General features: G+C 70.5%; 1 protein-coding gene. It reads right to left on the bottom strand.

What is annotated here, in order from left to right; all coding sequences use genetic code 11:
* Positions 1-237: dephospho-CoA kinase (locus tag AC0CH3_RS17950; RefSeq protein ID WP_465238144.1), on the bottom strand; the 237-nt coding region annotated here is incomplete at both ends.

The following is a 237-nucleotide window of genomic DNA, read 5'->3' as shown; positions in this document are numbered from 1 at the left end:
GCCCATCGGTGGTATTAGCGAGGAACGCCGCGCGTTCCTCCGCGACGGCGGGGTGGCCGATCGACTCGAGCCGCTTGATCGCCGCGTCGTCGCCGAACACCGCGGCGCCGAGTTTGGCCCGGTCGATCGCACCATCGACGACTACGTCGGGAAAGGCGGCCGCGATCGCCGGTACCAGCCTACCGCCAGCCGCCTGGAGCCTGTGCACCGTTGCGTCGGCGTCGAACACCGGTACGC

The organism is Sphingomonas sp. AC449 (genome assembly GCF_979253475.1).
The sequence above is the reverse complement of the archived record's forward strand: the minus strand, read 5'-3'. Positions and strand labels throughout refer to the sequence as shown.